Consider the following 20,420-nt stretch of genomic DNA (forward strand, 5'->3'; position numbering starts at 1 on the left):
CTCTCAGCCACCACTTCCGACACGGTTGGCCCGGGCCAGCAGGAACATCAGGTACGGCGCACCCACGACACCGGTCACGACGCCGACCGGCAGCTGCATGTCCCCGAACGCGTGCTGGGCAACAAGATCCGACAACGCCACCACCAGCGCCCCGAGCAACCCGGACGCGATCATCGCCGGCCCCGGCGACCGGGTGAGCCGCCGCGCGATCGGCGGCGCCACGAACGCCACGAACCCGATCGGCCCCGCCGCAGCAGTAGCCACCGCAGCGAGTAGTACGGCGATCACGATCAGCCCGAGCCGCGACACCTCCACCCGCAACCCCAGCCCGTACGCCGTCTCGTCGCCGAGCTGCAGGATCCGCAGCTGATGCACGAGGAATACCATGAACGGCAGCAGCACGACGAACGTGATCGCCAGCGACCGTACGTTCGACCAGTCCCGCCCGTTCAGGCTCCCGGTCAGCCAGATCAGCGCCTGCTGAGCGATCTCCACCCGCGCCTTCGTCAGCAGGTACGACGTGATGCTGGTCGCGATCGCGCCGATCCCGATGCCGATCAGGATCAACCGGTAACTCGACACCCCGTGCCGCCAGGCGAGCACGTACATGAGGAACGCGGTCAGCACCGCGCCGGCGATCGCGAACGCCGACACCGCGACCCCGGTGAGGCTGAGCGTCACGATCGCGAACACCGCGAACGCGCTCGCGCCGTACGTCACGCCGATGATGTCCGGGCTGGCCAGCGGGTTGCGGGCGACGCTCTGGAAGATCGCGCCGGACAGGCCCAGCGCCGTACCGACGAGGAGGCCGGTGAGTGCCCTGGGCAACCGAAGCGTGTTGACGATGAACTCGGTCGCGTGATCGCCGCCGCCGAACAGCGTCTTCACCACGTCGATCACCGGGATCTTGAAGTCACCCAGCGACAACGAGACACAGAAGGTCGCGAACACCACGACTGCCAGCACGACTGTGACCACGAGCGAACGGGTCTGACGGGCGGCGCGCGCCCGGGCAATGACCTGAACTGCCTCGGCCGTCACAGGTCCGCCAGCTTCCGTCGGCGTACCAGGATGATGAAGAAGGGCGCACCGAGGATCGCAGTGACGACGCCGACCTGCAGCTCACCGGGCAGCGCGACGACCCGGCCGATCACGTCCGAACCCAGCAGCAGGATCGGCGCGAGCAGCATCGAGTACGGCAGGATCCATCGGTAATCCGGACCGGTCACCAGCCGCGCCACGTGCGGGATGGTCAACCCGATGAACCCGATCGGCCCCGCCGCTGCCGTCGCCGCGCCACACAGCAGTACGACGACGACCGCGACGAACAACCGAGCCAGTCCGACCCGCTGGCCGAGCGACTTCGCCACGTCGTCACCCAGCGACATCGCGTTCAGCACCCGGCCACAGAACAGCGAAAGCACGACTCCGACCAGGATGAACGGCGCAACCTGCGCCGCGACGTCCGAACCGCGACCCGCGAACGACCCGACCGACCAGAACCGGAACTGGTCGAACGTGTCCACGTCACCGATCAGCAGAGCCGTCGTCAATGACCCGAGCATCGCCGTCAGCGCCGCCCCCGCGAGCGCAAGCTTCACCGGCGTCGCGCCCTCACGTCCGAGCGACCCGAGGAAGTAGACGGCCACGGAGGCTGCCGCGGCGCCGGCGAAGGCGAGCCAGACGTACGCCGTCAACGTCGACAACCCGAACCAGTAGATGCCCCCGACAACGAACAACGCGGCGCCGCCGTTCACCCCGAGGATGCCCGGATCGGCCAGCGGGTTGCGGGTCACGCCCTGCATCAACGCCCCGGACAGCCCGAGCGCGGCGCCGACCATCAGACCGATCAGCGTCCGCGGCACCCGCAGAGACCTGACGATCACGTGATCGGTGTTCGACTCGTTGTAGTGGCGCAGGGCGTCGATCACCGTGGAAAGCGGGATCTGCTTCGACCCGATCGCGATGCTGAGCAGCATCACCAGGATCAGCAGGACGAGACAGCCGATCAGTCCGAGGACGAGCGTGGTCCGCCGGGCCCGGCGTTGAGGACGCGCGGGAGCGGCTGCCAGGTCGGGGTCGGCGGATGCGACAGCACTAGGCGGGGGCATTGGACTTTCGGGATCCTCTTAGGTAAGGCTAACCTCTGGGTGCTTCACCATAACCCGGCCGCCCACGGGCGCGCACCTGCGCCTCCCCCTGCGAAGTTTATGGAGAAACCACAGTATGACGACTGTGCTCGAGCGACCGATCGAGTTCGACTCGCTGCTGGCCACCGTGGCGGCCGTCGACGACCTGAGCCCGCATCTGCGCCGCGTGACGTTCGTCGCACCGCGGATCGCCGAGGCGGTCACGGCCGGTCCTGACCAGCGGATCAAGGTCCTGCTCGCCCCGCCGAACGGCACCGCGATCAAGCTCCCGTCAGGCCCGGAGTGGTACGCCGAATGGTGCGCGCAGCCCGTCGACGAACGTTTCATCATGCGGACGTACACCGTGCGCGCACTCCGCCCGGAGGTCGCCGAGCTCGACGTCGAGTTCGTCCTGCACGGAGTCAACGGGCCGGCGTCGGCGTGGGTCAGCGAGGCTCAGATCGGCGACGCGGTCGGTCTGCTGCTGCCGTTCGCGGTCGACACCACGAGCACCAAGGGTCTGCTGCACTCCGGCATCGACTACGTGCCGCCGGCAAGCAGCGTGCGCCGGATCCTGGTCGCGGACGAGACCGCGCTTCCGGCGGTGGCCGGCATCCTCGAGGAGCTGCCGGCCGACGTACATGCCACTGTGTTCATCGCCGTACCGGATGCTGCTGACGCGCGGCCGCTGCCCGGAAACGCGGACATCACCTGGGTCACCGACGGATCGTTGCTCGAGGCACTCAAGGCGGCCAGGCTGCCGTTCGACGCGGACTACGCCTGGGTCGCCGGCGAGTCCTCGATGATCAAGTCGGTACGCCGTCACCTGGTCAACGTCGTCGGGATGCCGAAGGCCGCGATCTCCTTCCAGGGCTACTGGAAGCGCGGCGAAGCCCACTGCTGAAGATCCGGGAGAGCTGAAGGGCAGAGATTCCAGCCCTCCCGGAAGCCTTCTGCTAGGACGGGTTCTCGGCGTGGGTGAGCGTCTCCCACGCGACGAACAGGTTGTTCGAACCCGCCGGGCGGCGGGACTCGGTCAACGCCTGGGTGTTCGCCATCGCGATCCCCAGCCGGGTGTGCAGTGCGTTGAAGCCGACCTCGGTGACCGGGCCGAGGCCGCGGTTGACCGTGCCCTTGCAGAGCCAGGACGGCACCGGCTCGAGGTTGCGCTCCCAGCGGGACTGGAACCCGAGCGCCTGACGGAGCCGTTCACCGAACTCCGGGTACATGTCGATGCCCTGGATCCGCGCGGTCTCCAGCACATGTGAGATCGACGAGATGCCATAGCCGGTGTGGGTGAAGTCGCGGCAGGTCTCCTGAGTCAAGCCTGTCACGAACGTCCCCTGGCCCTGCCAGTAGCTGACGATCTTATCGCGGGTGTTGAGGTTCTGGCTCGGCACCGTCTTGGGCAGCGCACCGTCCGACTCCAGATACACGTACGCCGGAACGCGCAGCCGGTACAGCGAGATCGCCTTGTCGTAGATGGTCTTGTCCTCGAGGAACACGCCGATGCCCTGGAGGGCCTCGGTCATGCTCAACTCCCAGTTCCCATTGGAGTTCGAGCCGTTGATCATCTCCGGCACGTAGACGTTGCGCAGCATGGTCGCGAACCGGCCCGAATTCGGCCAGTTGCCGTACACATGCTTGATGATCTCCGCAGCCTTCGGCCACGAGGAGGCGGACCAGGCCGTCTGCAGCGGTGCGTTGCTATTGGTGTGGTCCTGGATCGTTGCCGACCAGGCATCCATCAGCTGGATCGACTTTTGCGCGTAGCGGTCGTCGCGGGTCAGATACCAGAGCAGTGCGTCCGTGTACGCCGCGATGGCGTCCTCGCGCTCGTCGGTGCAGCCGAGGTTCGGGTTCGAGTACGGACCGCATTCGACCACCGCGCGCGGTTTGGGCGTACGGGAGAGGGATGCGTACGTGCTGCTCTTGGCCTGGTTGAACGCGTTGGTCCACGGCTGCGCGCCGGCCTGCACCTTGGCCCGGACGAAGTCGAGTTGAGCCACGCTCACACCGACACCGGGATGGGTGAACGCGGCCGGTGCGTCCTCTTTCGCCGGAGCGTTCGAGGACGCGACTGCGGGACTGCTGAGGGTCCCGGCAACCAGCGCAGCACAGGCTGCGGCCAGGACCAGGGGTTTCTTTCTCATGGGCGGTGTCCTGTCTTCGGGGGCGGTGGACACTTGCGCTTCCCCCACTAGCGCAGGGTCTTTTCGAAAGTTTGACGACGGACCGTAAGGGCGTCAACATCTCGGCGAGAAGAAAGTTCACTTCGGAACAAAACAGGAGATATTCCCAGCTCAGTGGAACAAAGTGAGGATCTGTCCCATGAACCGACGCCAGTTCCCAGCGCTCGGAACCACAGCCGCGGCCGCCCCGGCACTACCCTCCGTCACCGCCACCGTCGTCCACCCCGACGGTTTCCTGCTCGCGGGCGCCGAGCTGTCAGGTCTCAGTGCCCGAGCTGGCTGGTGATGCGCTCGACGACGACGCTTGTCGCGTAACGCGTCGTGCCCGGCGGCTCGACGTCGGTCCAGTTGCCGGTGTACTTCCGCGCAACCGCCTGCTCCAGCGCCAGCTCCGGATCCGGCATCAGGTCGTCGATCCGGCCCCGCAACTCGACGTAGTACGTCGGCTGGGCCGGATCGACGACGACCAGCGAGATCGCCGGATTGCGCTGCAGGTTGCGCAGCTTCTGCCGGCCCTCGACCAGACTGAACCGGACCCGCTCTCCGTCCCAGAGGAACCACAGCGGAGTCACCTGCGGCTCGCCGCGCCTGCCGATCGTCCCCACCATCGCGATCGCCTTCGAAGACAGCAGGTCATGGAACTGCGCCGGAATCTCCACGGTGGCGAGAATAGGCTCAGCTGAGGGCGAACTCACCCGCGTGGACGCCGGCAGCGTTCATCAGCGCTGAGGCGGTTGCGGCGCCGATGCCGCCGAGAGGTTGGGCTCGGACCACTGCTCGGGCGCTCGCGCCGTCGAAGATCATGGTGAGCTGGATCGCCACTGTCGACGGGTCCTCGGCGCCGGCCTTCACCAGCTCGCGATGGAAGAAGTCGGTCAGCTGCTGCTTGAAGTGCCGCGCCACCACCGACCCCGGGTGCTCCGGGTTCTTCAGCTCCACCGCCGTACCCACGTAGGGGCAGCCGAGGTAGTTGCCCGAAGCAACCAGCTCGTCCTGGCGCTCGAACACCGTCAGGATCCGCTCCCGCGGCGACCGGTCGTCCTCGGCCCCCGGCTGCAGCAGCGTCTGGTACGCCGGGCCGCGGCTGGCGAGGCTCTCCGCGATCAGCTCGTCCTTCGACCGGAACAGCTGGTACATCGACTTCTTCGACACCCCGGCCGCCTTGCAGAGCGCGTCCACTCCGATGTTGACGCCGTCGCGGTAGAAGAGTTCCCCCGCGGCGTCCAGCAGTCGCTCACGGGGTGTCGCCGAAGTGCTCATGGAACGAGGGTACCGGTTGGATTTGAAAACGGAAACCGATCGGTTTACTGTGTGCGAAACAGATCGGTTTCCTCCTAGGGAGTTTCAGATGACCACACTCGAAGGCGCCGTCGTCCTCGTCACCGGCGGGCAGCGCGGCATCGGTAAGGCGATCGTCGACGACCTGCTGAGCCGCGGCGCCGCGAAGATCTACGCGACTGCCCGTACGCCGAAGCCGAGCACGGATCCGCGCGTCGTACCGCTGCCGCTCGAGATCACCGACCAGGCCTCGATCGACGCGCTGGCCGCGGCTGCGCCGGACGTCACGATCCTGATCAACAACGCCGGCGCCAGCTCGCCGGACACCTACCTGGACAGCTCGATCGAGGACGTCCGCGCGGTCTTCGACGCGAACTTCTTCGGTCCGCTCCAGCTCACCAAGGCGTTCGTCCCGATCATCGAGCGCAACGGCGGCGGCCACATCCTCAACGCCCACTCGGCCCTGTCCTGGGTCGCCCGGCACGGCGCGTACTCCGCGACCAAGGCGGCGTTCTGGCTGCAGTCCAACGCGATCCGCGTCGAGCTGCTCAACCGCGGCATCGGCGTCACCGGCCTGCACATGGGGTACGTCGACACCGACATGGTGTCCGCGGTCACCGCCCCGAAGTCCCGCCCCGAGGACATTGCCAAGCAGGCCCTCGACGGCATCGAGTCCGGTGCGCACGAGGTCCTCGCCGATGACACCGCTCGCGGCGCGAAGGCCGCCGTCTCCGGCGACCTGACCGGGCTCTACCCCGAGCTAGTTGGCTGAAATGTAGACGTCGCGGTCGCGGGTGTATTCCATGGCACCCGCGATCCCGTCGGCGACATCCGGACCGAGTTCGCGCTCGACGATCCGGAGCGCGAGATCGATCCCGCTGGTGATTCCGCCGGCGGTGATCAGCGTGCCGTCGTCGACGACCCGGTTGGTCTTCAGGTCAGCGCCGAAAGCCTCCAGCTCGGCCCACGCGCCACGGTTGGTCGTGGCCGGGCGTCCCTTCACCAATCCGGCCTCGGCCAGCAGCATCGAGCCGGTGCACACCGAGCCGATCCACTGCAGCGAGGGCGCCAGCTCAGCGATCCGCCGCGTCATCACGCCACGCCGAGCCTCGGCCCATGAGCCCTTCTCCGCGCGGTTCATCCATCCGCCGCCCGGCACGAAGAGCGCATCGGGCTGCCCCAGGCCTTCTGGCGCCTTGAACTGCAGGCCGTGCATCCCGGTCACCTCGGCCGGCCCGTCCAGCCCGACGAGCGCCAGCTCGAACTCGGGCCGCCGGGCCGCGTGGCTCCAGACCTCGAACGGCCCCATCACGTCCATCTCGTCCACACCGTCGAACACCAGGATCTCGATTCGCATACCTCCACCCAACCGGGACGGCTCGGAGGCAGCCAGTGGCCACGATGCCCATGTTCGCAAGGATCTGGCCAGCCTCCTCAGACCAGCACGTCGGTGGCCTTGTGCTTGCGGTCGACGCCCTCGACGAAGATCACCACGCCGTCGGAGTTCCCGGTCCGCAGCGGCAGGATCTCGCGGTAGTCGGGCGACTCGTACCAGTCCCGCAGGTGGTCGTAGTCCGGGACCTCGATCACGATCGGCGCTCCCTCCCACTCTCCCTCGATCTGCTCGGCCGTCGCGCCGTGGACGAGGAAGTGACCGTCGTACGGCGCGAGCGTCTCGTCGATCCGCTCGAGGTACTCGACGATGTCGGCGCCCATCCGGACGTTGCGCAGGTAGGCGATCGCGTAAGCCTTCATTCTCTGTGTCATGGCTCCAGCCTTGACCACGGGGAGAATTCGCACGATTACCTCTGACGTCATCGGGACGGCTTGATCTGCTCCCGACGTACCGTAGATGCCATGTCAGTCACAGGGGGACCGCCTTCCACCCATGCGGAGGAGGTGGAGGACGAGCGGCTCGGACCGTACCGGTTGATCCGGCGGCTCGGCCAGGGCGGCATGGGAGTGGTTTACCTCGCCGAAGGCCCTGAGCACCAGGAGGTCGCGGTCAAGGTGCTGCGGCCGCACGTCGCGCACGACCCGATCGCACGGGCCCGGTTGCAGCGCGAGGCGACCACCCTGCAGAAGGTGGACCACCCCGGCGTGGCCGGCATCCTCGACCACGACCTGGAGGCCGAGCGGCCCTACCTGGTGACGCGTTTCGTCCCGGGCCGGCCGCTGGACGAGCAGGTCGACGAGCGCGGCCCACTGACCCCGCGCAAGTGGCTGCCGCTGGCAGGCTGCCTGGCCGAGTCGCTGCAGGCGATCCACGCGGTCGGCGTGATCCACCGCGACCTGAAGCCCGGCAACGTGATGATGTTCAACAGCAAGCCAGTCATGATCGACTTCGGTATCGCCCAGGCCGCCGACGATCTGCGACTCACCCAGACCGGCCTCGTGATCGGTACGCCGGGCTATCTGGCGCCCGAGCTCATCGAGGGCGAGATGGTGTCGCAGTCCGCGGACTGGTGGGGCTGGGCCGCCACTGTGGCGTTCGCCGCGACCGGGCGGCGGCCTTTCGGCAAGGGACCGTTCGAAGCAGTGCTGGCGCGCGTGCACTCCGGTCAGGCTGATCTGGAGGGGCTGGACCCGCGGCTGAAGCCACTGCTCGCCGCAGCGCTCTCACCGAGCAAGGCCGACCGGCCGACGCAAGAAGAGATCATGGACGGTCTCACCCGGTACTCCGAGGGCCGCGATGCCCTACTGCCGCGTGGGACGCCTACTGTCGCCGCCGTACCGCCGACCCGGCTCGTGACGAAGCTCATGCCGACGGATGCAGAACCCCCGGTGGGTCCGACACCGACTGAGGTCGCGCAGCTTGTGCCGCCGGTGATCCCACCGCTGTCGGCGTTCACACCGCTCCGCGACAAGATCCGGGACGCGGCGGCGAAGAAGCCTGCCGCCGAGGTGCCACCGCACCCGGCGACGTACAGCCCGGCGCCTAACGCGGCTGCTCCGGCTGGGATGCCGTTGCCGTACCAGAGCGGTCTGCCGGCGCCGTACTCACAGCCGTACCCACAGCCCTACTCGCAGCCGTACCAGCAGGCCGGTCCCCCAGCGACCGTCCAGCCCGCGACTGTTCACCCCGCGGCGCAGCCTGTCCAGCCCGCCAAGGCCCCGCCGGCCGGTCGACGTACCGCGGTCATCGTCGGCTTCATGGTCGCCCTGACCGGGCTGATCGCGCTGACACCTCTGGTCGGCTCAGCAGTCGCCGTCATCCTGCTCGTGCTCGCGCGGACAGTCGACCGTTCGAGTACGGCGTTGATGCGGCGCCGTCAGGTCCGCGGACGCTCCGGCAAGTCCGACGGCGTCATTGCAGCAGCCGCGAGCCCGCTGCAGCTGGCGATGGCCGCGCTGATCACGCTGCCCTGTCTGATCCTTCCGCTGGTCATGGCGGTCGTTATCGGCGGCATCGTCACCGCCGTCGCCGCCACGACGTACGACCTCAACTGGCAGCCGCTGTCGGCAGTCGGCTTCGGCAGCGCCGCACTGACCGCGCTGTTCACTGCCTGGTGGGGCCCCGGCGGAAGCTCGCTGCGTCGAGGCGCCCACATCGCGGCGCGCAACACGTTCCGCGCGCACTGGCTCTCCGCGCTGATGGCCGTCGTACTGCTGGCGATCGGTGGCATCACGTTCTACAAGGCCACCCAGGGAGCCGGCGCGGACTGGGCACGCACTCCGATCGAGACGCCGAACATCGAGCGTCCGACCCTCGGCGACCTGCGCAACGCGCCGTTCATCCGGGACCTCCCCATCATCGGAAACTGACGACGGGGAGGCCGGTCGGCGTTACAGCTGGACGATCTGGCTGCGCTCCGGGCCGACGCCGATGGCGGAGATCCGCGCACCGCTGAGCGACTCGACCGCGCGGACGTACGACTGCGCTTCCTTCGGCAGGTCCTCGAACGTGCGGCACCCGGTGATGTCGTCGGACCAGCCGTCGAACTCCTCGTAGACCGGGACCGAGTGGTGGAAGTCCGTCTGGGTCATCGGCATCTCGTCGTACCGGACGCCGTTCACGTCGTACGCGACGCAGACCGGGATCTTCTCGCGGCCGGTGAGGGTGTCGAGCTTGGTGAGCACGAAGTCCGAGACGCCGTTCACGCGGGCGGCGTACCGGGCGATGACCGAGTCGTACCAACCGCAGCGACGCGGCCGGCCGGTCGTCGTACCGAACTCGGCGCCCTGCTGGCGCAGCCACTCGCCGTCGGCGTCCAGAAGCTCGGTCGGGAACGGGCCTTCGCCGACGCGGGTCGTGTACGCCTTCACGACGGCCATGACCCGGTCGATGCGGGTCGGCGGGATACCGGTGCCGGTGCAGGCGCCCGCGGAGATCGCGTTCGACGAGGTGACGAACGGGTACGTGCCGTGGTCGACGTCGAGCAGCGTGGCCTGACCGGCCTCCATCAGCACGGTCTTGCCGTCGTCGAGTGCCTTGTTCAGCAGGAGGCTGGTGTCCGCGACCATCGGGCGCAAGCGGTCGGCGTACGCGAGCAGCTCGTCCAGCACCTCGCGGATCTCGACCGCGCGCCGGTTGTACACCTTCACCAGCAGCTGGTTCTTCTGCTCCAGCGCGCCGGTGACCTTCTGCTCGAGGATCTTCTCGTCGTACAGGTCCTGGATCCGGATGCCGACCCGGTTCATCTTGTCGGCGTACGTCGGACCGATACCGCGGCCCGTGGTCCCGATCTTCCGGCTGCCGAGGAACCGCTCGGTGACCTTGTCGAGGGTCCGGTTGTACGGCGGGATGACGTGCGCGCTCGCGCTGACCACGAGTCGCGACGTGTCCACCCCGCGCGCCTGCAGCGCGTCGAGCTCCTCGAACAGCACGCTGAGGTCGACCACGACCCCGTTGCCGATCACCGGGGTCACGCCCGGTGTGAGGATGCCGCTCGGGAGCAGGTGCAGCGCGTACTTCTCGGATCCGATCACCACCGTGTGGCCGGCGTTGTTACCGCCGTTGAACTTCACCACGTAGTCGATGACCTCGCCCGTGTTGCCGAGCAGATCGGTCGCCTTGCCTTTGCCCTCATCGCCCCACTGGGCGCCGACGAGCACGATTGCGGGCATCTCAGCCCTCCTCTTCACGCACCAACTTCACACCCCGTGGCGGTCGGTGCTGGAAACGGTGAAGCCCGGAGACGTTCACCGGACATTCATCCGGCAACGCATCCAGGCTCTTGCGACCAAAGCCTACCGGAACCGCGCGCAGGCGTTTCGGGCCTGTCCACAACCCCTAAGCGACCGTTTCAAATAGCTGTTTCATCAAGCGATGGGTTGCCAACTTGCGTGATCACGTGCACACTCTTAGTCAGCGGCCCGCCGAAACTGCCGCAGGGGACGGTTCCGGCGGGCCGCTTCCTCATGAGTCGAGACCCTCGGGGTTCGAGGCGAGCCACTCTTTCACTCGCCGGTCTGCCTCCTCGCGCGATACGTCCTCGACCTTCGTCAGGATCGCCCAGCGGTGCCCGAACGGATCGATGACCGTGCCGAACCGGTCACCGGTCATGAAGGTCTGCACCTCTTCCACCGACGTCGCGCCGGCCTCGATGGCCTTCGCGTACGTCGCGTCCACGTCCGGCACGTAGTGCACCAGCGAGGAGTGCACCCACTCGCCGTTCGGCGCGCGCAGTCCGATCTGCGGCATCTGGTCGCTCAACTGCAGCATCGAGTTGCCGAACTTCAGCTCAGCCTGACCGACCCGCCCGTCCGGCATGTCCTGCCGGCTGATCACCTCCGCCCCGAACACCGACTGATAGAACTCGATCGCCTTCGGCCCGTCGGAGACGGCGAGGTACGGGGTCAGCGAGTGATAACCGTCGGGGATGGGGTTTACCGTGTTCGTCGTCATGCCCTTAGTCAAAGCCCTGGGGGCCATAGCGGTCTTGTAAGAAAGCGACAGTCAGCCTTGACCCAGCCACCGGACAACGAGCGAGGCATCCTGCACCCCCGGGAGCAGGCCCGGCACCGTTCGCTGCACCGCCTCGCAGCCGGCCCGGACGCCGGCCGGTTCGTGGAGTGGTACTGGATCGTCGAGTGGGACCTGGACGAGCCGTACACGGCCGAGGTGCTGCCCTATCCGAGCGTGAACGTGACGTTCGAGCAGCCGGGCGGCGCGTTCGTGAACGGGGTCTGCACGCGCAAGTTCGAGCGCGAACTGGTGGGCCGCGGCCGCGCCTTCGGGGTGAAGTTCTGGGCCGGCGGCTTCGGGGCGATCACCGGCCTCGACGTCGGCTCGTTCCGCGACGAAGTACTGCCGCTGACCGACGTCTTCCCCGACGGCGACCGACTCGCGGACCTCATGTTCACAGCCGAATCCGACGAACGCCGCCGCGCCGTCTTCGAGGCATTCCTACGTGACCACCTCGCGCCCCCGGACTCGTCGTACGAACTCGTCCGGGAGATCGTCACGACCATCGCGTCCGACCGCTCAATGGCCCGCGTAGACGAAATCACCGACCGCTTCAACGTACCGATCCGCACCCTCCAACGGCTCTTCCGCCGGTACGTCGGCGTAGGCCCGAAATGGATCCTCCGCCGCTACCGCCTCCACGACGGCGCCGAGCTACTCGCGCAGGGCGAAGTAGCCGAACTGGCGGAACTGTCCGCCTCCCTCGGCTACTTCGACCAGGCCCACTTCTCGAAGGAGTTCAAGCAGCAGATCGGTCTGACGCCGGCGGAGTACGCAACGCGAGCCGCCGCCGAACGCCAGATCACCTACCGCTGAGCTTCACCGTCATCGCCATCAGCGTTGCCATCACCGCTGCTGCGAGCGCGACCATGAAGCCGTACTGCGCGCTGTGGTCGTCGACGAGCCAGCCGGCGAAGGCGGAGCCTAGGGCTATGCCGGCTGCGCCGCCTGAGTTCAGCCAGGTGAAGGCCTGGGTCAGGATTGCGGGGTGGACGGTTGTCTCGGTCAATACCGCGGACAGGGTCTGGAACGGTGCAATCGCCAAGCCAGGAAGAGCCAAGGCGATAGCTGCTGTCAGCGGAGTGTGCGCTGCGATCAAGGGGACGCAACTGATGGTCAGCCAGACGAAGGCGATGACGAACTGTGTCTCTGGAGCAGTCCGCCACCGGCGTGCGCCGTACACGAGTCCGGCGAACAGACTGACCAGGCTGGTGATGCTGTAGAGCGGTCCGGCCAGGCCCGGAGTACCTCTTGAGACTGCGAAGGCGGTGACGGAGACCTGCATGCTGCCGAGGAAGAGGCCGATGCCGATGTTCGTACCGACCAGGCCGGCGAATCGCTTGTGCAGTAGGTGTTTCGCGTGCCCGTGCTCACCAGGTGCGGTCGGCGGTGGCGCCGTACCTCGTTGTATCGCCAGGACGAGGCCGCCGGACACCAGGAGACTTGTCGCGAGGATCGAGCCTGCTGCTGGGCTGGTGGACGAGCTCACGATGCCGACCAGCCCTGGACCGACCATGAACGCGATGCCGACGCTCAGCGCCTCCAACGCGAACGCCGACGAGAGCAGTGGGGTGTCGCGTAGTGCGTACGACCAACGGGCCGCCGTCTGCGCACTCACCTGCGGTAGCGATCCGCCGGCGAGGACGCCGGCTACAACGAGCGACCAGAGCGATGAGTCGGAGACGGTGAGGCTGATGAGCAGAGCCATCGTCGTCGCGTGTACGAGCAACGTGATCGGCAACATCCGGGTCTGACCGAACCGGTCGATGAGTCGCGCGACCTGCGGTCCGGCGACCGCTTCGGCGACAGCGAAGCCGCCGGTAACGCTGCCTGCCGCGGCGTACGAGCCGGTCGATCCGTGGACCAGCCAGACGATGCCGAGGCCGGTCATGGCGATCCCGATCCTTGCCGGGACCGCTGCGAGGTAGAACTTCCACGCGCCAGGAGTACGCAGTACCGCTGCGTAAGTGGGCGCGCCTATCCGTCCGGTGAGAGCCGGCACGGTGTGACCTTCCGCTGCCCGGAGGGGCGGGGGACCCGACCGTGGGCGTCCAGCTTCGCCGGTCTGTCCGTCCGCCTAGAACCGTCCATGTTCGGCAGGCAGCTTCCCTTCGATAGGAAGGGGGGACGCTCGCCACCCACCGGCACTGTCAACGGGCAATAAATTGGTTCAGGTTGACCGGAACATCGTACCGCCCTCGAGCACCGGCACGCTCGTACTCTCATCCACCTCGGCCGCGATCGCTACGTCCTCCGGATAGCCGTACTGCGTGAGCTCGCGACCGCCGGCGCATTCGTGCAAGAGCTTGGGCAACTCATCGGCCACCGCGTCGTACGCCGCGACCGCCGCGCGCGCCTCCGGCGACAGATCGTCCTGGTCGAGCGCACTCAGGAACCCGCCGGCTCCCCACAGATCCTCGACGGCCGGCCGAAGCGATCCGTCGGACCACCGCTCCCCGGCCGCGATCGCGACAACCCGTCGTCCGGTGCCCTGCTCTCTGACCCACTCCGCTGCCGCTCGGCGGTTACGCAACGACACCGCGATCACCGTTGCCCCGCTGTCACTGAGCTGCTTGGCAATCGTGGAGCCGTTCGGCGACGGCAGCACCAACCTGCTGACACCTTGCGATTGCCGAATCGTCGCCGGCGACAGACTCACGTCACCCGACCGGGCCTCGGACCGCCCCACCGCCAGCTTCGCGCTCCACCGCTCGGCATAAGCGACAGCCGACTCGTCTCGCCACTGATACGGGTAGACCGCGATCCCGAGATCGGCCGCAACTGTCACAGCTGTGGTGAACGACAGCACGTCCACCACAGCAACGATGTCCCCGGCAACCACCTCGGCCCCGACCGGTCCCCAGTCGAACCCGAGCCTGAAGCCGCTCTGCGCATACGGGCTAGCCACCCGACGGATCATGCCGTCGGGCAACCAACCCCACAAGCAGGTTTCAGCTCAGAGCGTCGGCGGCAGCCGGCGACGAGTCCCGCAGGAAGGTAACGCAGCGCTCCGCTTCGTCCTTCTCGTCGATGAGCGCGGCCGCCTTGCCCAGCGCGGCCAGTGCGCGCAGGAACCCGCGGTTCGGCTCGTGTTCCCACGGCACCGGTCCGTGCCCCTTCCAGCCGTTCCGGCGGAGCAGGTCCAGCGCGCGGTGGTAGCCGGTCCGCGCGTACGCGTACCCCTCGATGGTCCGGCCGTCCGCCAAGGCGCCCTCGGCAAGCACGGCCCAGGCCAGCGACGACGTCGGGTGCTTGGCGGCGACGTCCGCCGGAGCGGCCCCGTCGGCGAGTTCCGCCGCGGCCGGGTCGACCGGTAGTAGTGTCTCGGGTGGGCCTGAGAGCAGATTGTTCAATTCCATAAGCACATCTTCGCCGATCACGCAGCCGTACCGGCACGTGACCGTCTGACGAAATCCGTTGACCGTTCACCCACCGGCCACGGATGCTTGAGACCCTGCGTCAAACCGCCGTGGTTCCCAGCTACGGCCGGAAGGAGGCACCGGATGAGCGTCATAGTCCTGAACGCGTCGTACGAACCGCTGCACACCGTCTCGATCCAGCACGCCATCCGGATGCTGGTGCGTGAGGTCGCAGTGGTGGAAGAGGCGCACGGAGAGCGAACTATCGGCCCCTTCCCGGTCCCTCGCGTCCTACGCCTGGTCCGGTACGTCGTCACCCATTGGCGCTACGCAGCCGGTCGGATGAAGTACAGCAAGCACGGTGTCCTCCGCCGGGACAAGTTCCGCTGCGCGTACTGCGGTCTCGAGAACGCCGACACCATGGATCATGTCCAACCCAGATCCAGGGGCGGCCGCACCGAGTGGCTGAATGCCGTGGCCGCCCATGCCTCGTGCAACGAGCGGAAAGGCAACCGCACTCCGTCCGAGGCCGACATGCCGCTCCTTTGGCAACCCTGGGTACCAACCCGCGCCGAGCTCGTCATAGACAGATGACGAGCTTTTTTCATGCCCGTGGAGATCACCACAGTCGCTGATCGCCCCGAGCTCGCGAACGCAGACATCGACGTACACGGCTGGCCCGAGTTCATGCGCCACAACCGCGTGTCCGAGGCGTACTTCGGCCAGGTCCCTTCGGCGTTCCCCGCCACCTGCCTGATCGCCACTACCGGCGACCGGGTCGTCGCCGACGCCCATGCCGTCCAGTTCGCCCGCCGCTCGGACTTCCCGCCCGGCGGATGGGAGCAGGCAGTCGTCTGGGCGTTCACCGACGTACGCCGCGGCGCACGACCTGACACGGCCTGTGCCCTCAACATCAGCGTTGCGCACGACCTGCAGAATCAGGGCATCGCGGCACTCATGCTCGCGGCCCTTCGACAGGCGGCCGGCGATGCGGGACTAGACGTCCTGGATGCCCCTGTAAGGCCGACTCACAAGCACCTAGAACCCCAGACCTCCATGACTGAGTACGTCGCCCGAACGCGCGCTGACGGGCTGCCGTGGGATCCGTGGCTGCGTACCCATGTCCGGGCCGGCGGCGAGATCGCCGGAGTCGCGCCCGCGTCCTGGGTGGTCGCCGGGTCGCTGGCCGAGTGGCGTTCGTGGACCGGGCTTCCGTTCGATCGCAGCGGTCCCGTCGAGGTCGCGGGCGGACTCGTCCCGGTCGACTGCGACGTCGCTGCCGATCGCGCGGTGTACGTCGAGCCGAATGTGTGGGTGCGGCACAAGTTCTCCACAGCTTGAAAATCGTCGGTCCGGGCGAGGGTCGATCGCGGCACTTTCTAGGGCATGAATCCTCAACTTGCTGTGATGGCGTCGATCCGCGGTGGTGTCTTCACCCGGGCCGACGCGCGCGCCTGTGGTTACCCCGACGCTGACATCGACTCTCTGCTGGGCACCGGCTGCTGGCGCCGGATCCGGCGCGGGACGTATGCCGCCCAACGCTCACTCATGCTCGTCACCGACGAGGTTCTGCACCTGCGGAAGGTGCACCGCGTCCTCCGCGCCGGCGGACCCAACGTGTTCGCGAGCCACCAAACCGCCGCGGCCCTGCATGCCTTACCTGTCTGGGGTCTCGACCTGACGCGCGTCCATGTGACGGCTCCCGACGGGCGATCCGGCCGAATACGCGGCGGTGTCCATCGCCACATCCGCGATCCCGTCGGCTCGGGCCTCCAACTGTGGAACGGACTGCGCATGGCCTCACCCGCCCGCGCAATCGCCGAGGTGGCCGCCACTGCGCCACCGACCTCAGCGGTCGTGCTCGCCGACGCCGCTCTGTACGCCGGTCTCGTCAGCAAGCGCACGCTCAAACACGCGGTCTCCTCGCTCGACCACGGCAACAAACGTGCGCTCGCGGTCCTGGATCACCTCACCGGTGCCGCCTCGATCGCCGAGTCGCGACTCCGACTGATCCTCGCCACCGCAGGCTTGCCGACTCCGAGCCCATCACTACCGCCAGAAGCCGACGACCCGGACTTCCCAACCGAAGGATTCTGGTTCCCGGACGAACGCACTGTCGTCGAGTTCGAGGCGCGTTTCCCCTTCTGGTGCGAGGAATTCGAGCCCTCCGTCGAAGAACCGCTCCCCGAACCACAAGCAGCCGATCCCGACGGACCGCAACCCGTGGAGCACTGCCGGATCTCCTGGGCAGATCTCGACGACCCACCGACCGTGGCCGACCGCATCCAGGCCACGTTCACCCGAGCAGCCCGCCGCACCGGCATCCGCCACTTCGACCTGGCCCGAGCCCGGATGTGACAGACAGAAAGGCTCACCGCCGCGTGCAGTCGACGCGGTGGTGAGCCCCTCGAAGATCCCCTTGAGGAGGACCCAGCTGATGTCAGCCGTTCAGCGACGTACCGGTCGAGCGGAGGCTCTCGCAGGCCTCGCCGACGCGGTTCGCCATACCCACTTCGCCCGCCTTGCCCCAGGCGCGCGGGTCGTAGGCCTTCTTGTTGCCGACCTCGCCGTCCACCTTCAGCACGCCGTCGTAGTTGGTGAACATGTGCGCCGCCACCGGCCGGGTGAACGCGTACTGGGTGTCGGTGTCGACGTTCATCTTGATGACGCCGTGGTCGACCGCGGCCCGGATCTCCTCGAGCGTCGAGCCGGAGCCACCGTGGAAGACCAGGTCGAACGGACGCTCCTTGCCGACCTTGGCGCCGACCTGCTCCTGGATCTCCGCCAGGATCTCCGGCCGCAGCTTGACCGCACCCGGCTTGTAGACGCCGTGCACGTTGCCGAAGGTCAGCGCGGTCAGGTAGCGGCCGTTCTCACCGGTGCCGAGCGCCTCGACCGTGGCCAGGCCGTCCTCGACCGTGGTGTAGAGCTTCTCGTTGATCTCGTTGGCGACACCGTCCTCCTCGCCGCCGACGACACCGACCTCGATCTCCAGGACGATCTTCGCCGCGGCCGTCTTGGCCAGCAGCTCCTTGGCGATCTCCAGGTTCTCGGTCAGCGGCACCGCCGAGCCGTCCCACATGTGCGACTGGAACAGCGGGTTCTCGCCGCGCGCGACGCGCTCGGCGGAGATCTCCAGCAGCGGCCGGACGAAGCCCTCGAGCTTGTCCTTCGGGCAGTGGTCGGTGTGCAGCGCGATGTTCACCGGGTAGTTCTTGGCGACCTCGTGCGCGTACGCCGCCAGCGCGACCGCGCCGGACACCATGTTCTTCACGGTCGGACCGGACAGGTACTCCGCACCGCCGGTGGAGACCTGGATGATGCCGTCCGAGCCCGCCTCGGCGAAACCGCGGATCGCGGCGTTCAGCGTCTGCGAGGAGCTGACATTGATGGCCGGGTAGGCGAAGCGGTTCTGCTTGGCCTTGTCCAGCATCTGGGCGTAGACCTCAGGGGTTGCAATAGGCATGTCTCGCGGTACTCCTCACAACACAGTTCTTGTGGGTTCGGCTCCAGTATTGCCGCCTGGCACTTCGTCGTGACCAGCGGCCCGCCTGCCGGGCCGGCCCGGTGGCCGGGGAGCGATCGGCAGGGATGTAGACCAGTTGATGAACAGGACCGATCCAGTTCGTTGCGTCCGGATGTCCTCCGGGAACAGCGGCCGCTCCGTGGACGGTCAGGCGGACCCGGTTCGCGGGCCGCGCGGGGTCAGGGCCATGTGCAGCCGGTAGCGGTCGGCACGGTAAGCCGACCAGGACAGTTCGACGACCTTGCGGCCGGCGAACGTGGTGCGCTCGAGGACCAGCAGGGGTGCCCGCCTGGCCACGCCGAGCACCCGGGCGACATGACCGTCGGCGTTGTCCGCCCGGACGGTCTGCTCACCGGAGGTGACGACGACGTCGTACTCACTGGCAAAGACGTCGTAGAGGGTGCCGAGCTCGCGGCCGAGCAGGCCGGGGAAGAGCGCGGACGGGTAGTAGCCGACCTCGTAGGCCATCGGCGACGCGTCGGCCGTGCGGAGCCGCTCGACCCGGATCACCTTGGTGCCCTTGGGGACCCGCAGGCCCTTGGCGGTCTCGTCGGAGGCCTCGATCTCGCTGGCCGACAGCACCACGGTGCCGGGCTCGAGACCACGGGCCCGCATCTCCCGGGAGAACGAGGTCAGGTGCAGCTGGGAGTCGACCTGGGGGCCCGTGACGAAGGTGCCCTTGCCGTGCACCCGCTCCAGCGCGCCGGACTCGACCAGGTCGCTGATCGCCTGCCGGACGGTCACCCGCGAGACGTTCAGCTTGTCGACCAGGGCCCGCTCGGACGGGATCGGATCGCCGGGATGCAGCTCGACATCGATCAGCCGTTCCAGCACCGATCGGACCTGGGCCCGCTTGGTCGCCACCATGGAATCTCGATCCTCCAGACCTGGGCGGATCTCGGGGGTGCCCCGGGACGCCGCTCACTGCTATCGTGCGCAGCATACCTGTTAAGACCAGATAGGACCAGTGATCCCAGTGGTGTCTGTGCCCGTCCAGGAAACCCAGATGGCGCGCGAGATCGCCGAGCAGCCGGCGGCGCTCGCGGCGACGTTCGAGCATGTTCTGCCGCTGCGGCACGACATCACCAGGCTCGCCGCCGGGCGGCGGCACGTGATCTTCGTCGCCCGTGGATCGTCGGACAACGCCGGGGTCTACGGGCGGTACCTGACCGAGATCCACGCCGGCCGGCAGGCGTCCCTGGCCGCTCCGTCGGTTGCCACGCTGTACGGCGCGAACCTCGACCTGTCGAACTCGCTGGTCGTCGCGGTCAGCCAGTCGGGTGCGACGCAGGAGATCGTCGACACGGCCGAGTGGGCGAAGCGGAACGGCGCCGCGATCGTCGGCATCACGAACGACGGCGACAGCCCGTTGGCCTCGACCGCCGACGTCGCGCTGATCACGCAAGCGGGCAAGGAGCTCGCCGTGCCGGCCACGAAGACCTATACGACGCAGCTGGCCGCGATCACGGTTGCCGTGGACGCGCTCGCGCAGCGACCGGGGACGCTCGACGCGGACATCGCGCGGGTGCCGGACGAGGCGGCCAAGATGCTGTCCGGATCGGTCGAGGCCGCCGCGGACCTGCTCGCCGGCGCCCACGACGTACTCGCGAGCGGTCGTGGCCTCACGTTCGGCACGACCCTCGAGGTCGCGCTGAAGCTCGAGGAGACCTGCCTGCAGCCGGTCCGCGGACTCTCGTACGCCGACTTGAAGCACGGCCCGATCGCAGTCGTCGACGCCGACCTGGTCACGATCCTGGTAGCGGCGGGGGACGGCCCCGCGCTCCCCGGTATGACCGAGCTGGCCGGTCTCGTCCGCGAGAAGGGCAGCAAGATCCTGGGCATCGGCGGCGACCCCACGTTCGCCTCACGCTGCGACGTGAACCTGCCCGGCCCCGCCCTCCCGGAGACGCTCGTCCCGCTCGCGCTCGTCATCCCTGCCCAGCGCGCCATCGAGCTCCTCGCCCGCAAACTCGGCCTCGACCCCGACGCACCCCGAGGCCTCCGCAAGGTCACCCAGACGGACTGAGC

Annotated in this window: 22 protein-coding genes; 8 read left to right on the plus strand and 14 right to left on the minus strand. The window is 67.9% G+C overall.

Annotated elements, in window-relative coordinates:
* Positions 1-3: 3 nt before the first annotated feature.
* Both EV645_RS11695 and EV645_RS11700 read right to left on the minus strand, forming a co-directional pair.
* Complete coding sequence (locus EV645_RS11695; protein ID WP_130442540.1) at positions 4-1,041, minus strand: FecCD family ABC transporter permease; 1,038 nt, start codon at positions 1,039-1,041, stop codon at positions 4-6.
* Entirely contained in the window at positions 1,038-2,111 is a 1,074-nt protein-coding gene (locus tag EV645_RS11700) for a FecCD family ABC transporter permease (protein ID WP_130442542.1), read from the minus strand. The genes EV645_RS11695 and EV645_RS11700 overlap by 4 nt, the downstream gene beginning before the upstream one ends.
* 115 nt (positions 2,112-2,226) lie before the next feature.
* On the opposite strand from EV645_RS11700, the gene EV645_RS11705 reads away from it, so the two are divergent.
* Positions 2,227-3,033 (plus strand): siderophore-interacting protein, encoded by an 807-nt coding sequence (locus tag EV645_RS11705; RefSeq protein WP_130442544.1) that lies wholly within the window; start codon positions 2,227-2,229, stop codon positions 3,031-3,033.
* Positions 3,034-3,085: 52 nt separating this feature from the next.
* Here EV645_RS11705 and EV645_RS11710 read toward each other — a convergent pair whose 3' ends face one another.
* The 3 genes from EV645_RS11710 to EV645_RS11720 all read right to left on the minus strand — a co-directional run bounded on the left by EV645_RS11710 (position 3,086) and on the right by EV645_RS11720 (position 5,581).
* Positions 3,086-4,282 carry an alginate lyase family protein gene (locus tag EV645_RS11710; RefSeq protein ID WP_130442546.1) on the minus strand — a complete coding sequence of 399 codons (1,197 nt, stop codon included), beginning with the start codon at positions 4,280-4,282 and terminating at the stop codon, positions 3,086-3,088.
* Positions 4,283-4,584: 302 nt separating this feature from the next.
* The gene (locus EV645_RS11715) at positions 4,585-4,980 is read right to left on the minus strand and encodes a PPOX class F420-dependent oxidoreductase (RefSeq protein WP_130442548.1); all 396 of its coding nucleotides are present in this window, start codon (positions 4,978-4,980) and stop codon (positions 4,585-4,587) included.
* Between the two features lie 16 nt (positions 4,981-4,996).
* On the minus strand, positions 4,997-5,581 hold the full coding sequence (locus EV645_RS11720) for a TetR/AcrR family transcriptional regulator (protein WP_130442550.1): 585 nt from the start codon (positions 5,579-5,581) through the stop codon (positions 4,997-4,999).
* A gap of 88 nt (positions 5,582-5,669) precedes the next feature.
* Here EV645_RS11720 and EV645_RS11725 point away from each other — a divergent pair, with 88 nt between their 5' ends.
* Entirely contained in the window at positions 5,670-6,371 is a 702-nt protein-coding gene (locus EV645_RS11725) for an SDR family oxidoreductase (RefSeq protein WP_130442552.1), read from the plus strand.
* On the opposite strand, the gene EV645_RS11730 is transcribed toward EV645_RS11725, so the two are convergent.
* Complete coding sequence (locus EV645_RS11730) at positions 6,360-6,956, minus strand: DJ-1/PfpI family protein (protein ID WP_130442554.1); 597 nt, start codon at positions 6,954-6,956, stop codon at positions 6,360-6,362. The two genes, EV645_RS11725 and EV645_RS11730, sit on opposite strands and share 12 nt — an antisense overlap.
* A 77-nt stretch (positions 6,957-7,033) precedes the next feature.
* Positions 7,034-7,366: a DUF1330 domain-containing protein gene (locus EV645_RS11735; protein ID WP_198681551.1), complete on the minus strand. Its 333-nt coding sequence runs from the start codon at positions 7,364-7,366 to the stop codon at positions 7,034-7,036.
* A gap of 90 nt (positions 7,367-7,456) precedes the next feature.
* On the opposite strand from EV645_RS11735, the gene EV645_RS11740 reads away from it, so the two are divergent.
* Entirely contained in the window at positions 7,457-9,364 is a 1,908-nt protein-coding gene (locus EV645_RS11740) for a serine/threonine protein kinase (protein WP_130442556.1), read from the plus strand.
* 21 nt (positions 9,365-9,385) lie between these two features.
* Here EV645_RS11740 and EV645_RS11745 read toward each other — a convergent pair whose 3' ends face one another.
* On the minus strand, positions 9,386-10,666 hold the full coding sequence (locus tag EV645_RS11745; protein WP_130442558.1) for an adenylosuccinate synthase: 1,281 nt from the start codon (positions 10,664-10,666) through the stop codon (positions 9,386-9,388).
* A gap of 292 nt (positions 10,667-10,958) precedes the next feature.
* The gene (locus EV645_RS11750; RefSeq protein ID WP_130442560.1) at positions 10,959-11,447 is read right to left on the minus strand and encodes a VOC family protein; all 489 of its coding nucleotides are present in this window, start codon (positions 11,445-11,447) and stop codon (positions 10,959-10,961) included.
* Between the two features lie 57 nt (positions 11,448-11,504).
* Between EV645_RS11750 and EV645_RS11755 the strand changes: the two genes are divergently transcribed.
* Positions 11,505-12,323, plus strand: a complete 819-nt coding sequence (locus tag EV645_RS11755; RefSeq protein WP_130442562.1) for a helix-turn-helix transcriptional regulator — start codon at positions 11,505-11,507, stop codon at positions 12,321-12,323.
* Here EV645_RS11755 and EV645_RS11760 read toward each other — a convergent pair.
* The 3 genes from EV645_RS11760 to EV645_RS11770 form a co-directional block, all read right to left on the minus strand.
* On the minus strand, positions 12,310-13,509 hold the full coding sequence (locus EV645_RS11760) for an MFS transporter (RefSeq protein WP_130442564.1): 1,200 nt from the start codon (positions 13,507-13,509) through the stop codon (positions 12,310-12,312). The genes EV645_RS11755 and EV645_RS11760 overlap by 14 nt on opposite strands.
* Positions 13,510-13,677: 168 nt before the next feature.
* Positions 13,678-14,415: a 2-phosphosulfolactate phosphatase gene (locus EV645_RS11765; protein ID WP_198681552.1), complete on the minus strand. Its 738-nt coding sequence runs from the start codon at positions 14,413-14,415 to the stop codon at positions 13,678-13,680.
* A gap of 43 nt (positions 14,416-14,458) precedes the next feature.
* Positions 14,459-14,866 (minus strand): DUF3151 domain-containing protein, encoded by a 408-nt coding sequence (locus tag EV645_RS11770; protein ID WP_130388010.1) that lies wholly within the window; start codon positions 14,864-14,866, stop codon positions 14,459-14,461.
* Positions 14,867-15,010: 144 nt separating this feature from the next.
* Here EV645_RS11770 and EV645_RS11775 point away from each other — a divergent pair, with 144 nt between their 5' ends.
* Genes EV645_RS11775 through EV645_RS11785 form a run of 3 tightly spaced genes read left to right on the plus strand, consistent with a single transcriptional unit; the run spans position 15,011 to position 17,224 of the window.
* Positions 15,011-15,460: an HNH endonuclease gene (locus tag EV645_RS11775; protein ID WP_130442568.1), complete on the plus strand. Its 450-nt coding sequence runs from the start codon at positions 15,011-15,013 to the stop codon at positions 15,458-15,460.
* Positions 15,461-15,472: 12 nt separating this feature from the next.
* Positions 15,473-16,207 carry a GNAT family N-acetyltransferase gene (locus tag EV645_RS11780; protein ID WP_130442570.1) on the plus strand — a complete coding sequence of 245 codons (735 nt, stop codon included), beginning with the start codon at positions 15,473-15,475 and terminating at the stop codon, positions 16,205-16,207.
* Positions 16,208-16,252: 45 nt separating this feature from the next.
* Positions 16,253-17,224: a type IV toxin-antitoxin system AbiEi family antitoxin domain-containing protein gene (locus EV645_RS11785; RefSeq protein WP_242000337.1), complete on the plus strand. Its 972-nt coding sequence runs from the start codon at positions 16,253-16,255 to the stop codon at positions 17,222-17,224.
* A gap of 82 nt (positions 17,225-17,306) precedes the next feature.
* Here EV645_RS11785 and fbaA read toward each other — a convergent pair whose 3' ends face one another.
* On the minus strand, positions 17,307-18,332 hold the full coding sequence (fbaA, locus tag EV645_RS11790; protein ID WP_130442572.1) for a class II fructose-bisphosphate aldolase: 1,026 nt from the start codon (positions 18,330-18,332) through the stop codon (positions 17,307-17,309).
* A gap of 207 nt (positions 18,333-18,539) precedes the next feature.
* Positions 18,540-19,259 carry a GntR family transcriptional regulator gene (locus EV645_RS11795; protein ID WP_130442574.1) on the minus strand — a complete coding sequence of 240 codons (720 nt, stop codon included), beginning with the start codon at positions 19,257-19,259 and terminating at the stop codon, positions 18,540-18,542.
* A 139-nt stretch (positions 19,260-19,398) separates the two neighbouring features.
* On the opposite strand from EV645_RS11795, the gene EV645_RS11800 reads away from it, so the two are divergent.
* Entirely contained in the window at positions 19,399-20,418 is a 1,020-nt protein-coding gene (locus EV645_RS11800; protein WP_130442576.1) for an SIS domain-containing protein, read from the plus strand.
* Positions 20,419-20,420: the final 2 nt, after the last annotated feature.

The sequence above is a fragment of the Kribbella rubisoli genome (assembly GCF_004217145.1).
GTDB classification, from domain to species: domain Bacteria; phylum Actinomycetota; class Actinomycetes; order Propionibacteriales; family Kribbellaceae; genus Kribbella; species Kribbella rubisoli.

Excerpts from the sequence above, each read along its gene's own strand:
- EV645_RS11700 (WP_130442542.1), bottom strand. The coding sequence starts at position 2,111 with ATGCCCCCGCCTAGTGCTGTCGCATCCGCCGACCCCGACCTGGCAGCC.
- EV645_RS11705 (WP_130442544.1), top strand. The coding sequence starts at position 2,227 with ATGACGACTGTGCTCGAGCGACCGATCGAGTTCGACTCGCTGCTGGCC.
- EV645_RS11710 (WP_130442546.1), bottom strand. The coding sequence starts at position 4,282 with ATGAGAAAGAAACCCCTGGTCCTGGCCGCAGCCTGTGCTGCGCTGGTT.
- EV645_RS11720 (WP_130442550.1), bottom strand. The coding sequence starts at position 5,581 with ATGAGCACTTCGGCGACACCCCGTGAGCGACTGCTGGACGCCGCGGGG.
- EV645_RS11725 (WP_130442552.1), top strand. The coding sequence starts at position 5,670 with ATGACCACACTCGAAGGCGCCGTCGTCCTCGTCACCGGCGGGCAGCGC.
- EV645_RS11730 (WP_130442554.1), bottom strand. The coding sequence starts at position 6,956 with ATGCGAATCGAGATCCTGGTGTTCGACGGTGTGGACGAGATGGACGTG.
- EV645_RS11735 (WP_198681551.1), bottom strand. The coding sequence starts at position 7,366 with ATGACACAGAGAATGAAGGCTTACGCGATCGCCTACCTGCGCAACGTC.
- EV645_RS11740 (WP_130442556.1), top strand. The coding sequence starts at position 7,457 with ATGTCAGTCACAGGGGGACCGCCTTCCACCCATGCGGAGGAGGTGGAG.
- EV645_RS11745 (WP_130442558.1), bottom strand. The coding sequence starts at position 10,666 with ATGCCCGCAATCGTGCTCGTCGGCGCCCAGTGGGGCGATGAGGGCAAA.
- EV645_RS11750 (WP_130442560.1), bottom strand. The coding sequence starts at position 11,447 with ATGACGACGAACACGGTAAACCCCATCCCCGACGGTTATCACTCGCTG.
- EV645_RS11770 (WP_130388010.1), bottom strand. The coding sequence starts at position 14,866 with ATGGAATTGAACAATCTGCTCTCAGGCCCACCCGAGACACTACTACCG.
- EV645_RS11775 (WP_130442568.1), top strand. The coding sequence starts at position 15,011 with ATGAGCGTCATAGTCCTGAACGCGTCGTACGAACCGCTGCACACCGTC.
- EV645_RS11780 (WP_130442570.1), top strand. The coding sequence starts at position 15,473 with ATGCCCGTGGAGATCACCACAGTCGCTGATCGCCCCGAGCTCGCGAAC.
- EV645_RS11785 (WP_242000337.1), top strand. The coding sequence starts at position 16,253 with ATGAATCCTCAACTTGCTGTGATGGCGTCGATCCGCGGTGGTGTCTTC.
- fbaA (WP_130442572.1), bottom strand. The coding sequence starts at position 18,332 with ATGCCTATTGCAACCCCTGAGGTCTACGCCCAGATGCTGGACAAGGCC.
- EV645_RS11795 (WP_130442574.1), bottom strand. The coding sequence starts at position 19,259 with ATGGTGGCGACCAAGCGGGCCCAGGTCCGATCGGTGCTGGAACGGCTG.
- EV645_RS11800 (WP_130442576.1), top strand. The coding sequence starts at position 19,399 with ATGGCGCGCGAGATCGCCGAGCAGCCGGCGGCGCTCGCGGCGACGTTC.